Below are 421 nucleotides of genomic sequence, written 5' to 3'. Positions count from 1 at the left end.
GAAGCAGCCGCCCTGCATTTCGGCGGGCGAGATCTTGCCGTCGCGCGCCTTCTTGGACAGGTCGGTCATTTCCTGGGCTATCTGCAGGATGCCCTTCTTGTCGGCATCGCGGATCACCGGCACCACCAGCCCGTTGGGCGTGTCGGCCGCAAAGCCGATGTGGTAGTACTGCTTGAGCACCAGGTTGTCGCCGTCCAGCGAGGCGTTGAACTCGGGGAATTTCTTCAGGGCCGCGACCACGGCCTTGATCAGGAAGGCCAGCATCGTGACCTTGATGCCCGACTTCTCGTTTTCCTTGTTCAGCGTGACGCGCAGCGCTTCCAGGTCGGTGATGTCCGCTTCGTCGTTGTTGGTGACGTGCGGGATCATGACCCAATTGCGGTGCAGGTTCGCGCCGGAAATCTTCTTGATGCGCGACAGC

1 protein-coding gene is annotated in these 421 nt (G+C 61.3%); it reads right to left on the bottom strand.

Annotated features, from left to right (window positions below):
- A partial coding sequence (locus B3446_RS16295) for a 2-oxo acid dehydrogenase subunit E2 (RefSeq protein ID WP_291383387.1) occupies nt 1–421 on the bottom strand: 421 nt, incomplete at both ends.

The organism is Achromobacter sp. UBA5777 (assembly GCF_002418565.1).
GTDB lineage: Bacteria > Pseudomonadota > Gammaproteobacteria > Burkholderiales > Burkholderiaceae_B > Achromobacter > Achromobacter animicus.
Note: the sequence above shows the minus strand (reverse complement) of the source record. Positions and strands in the feature narration are given on the sequence as shown.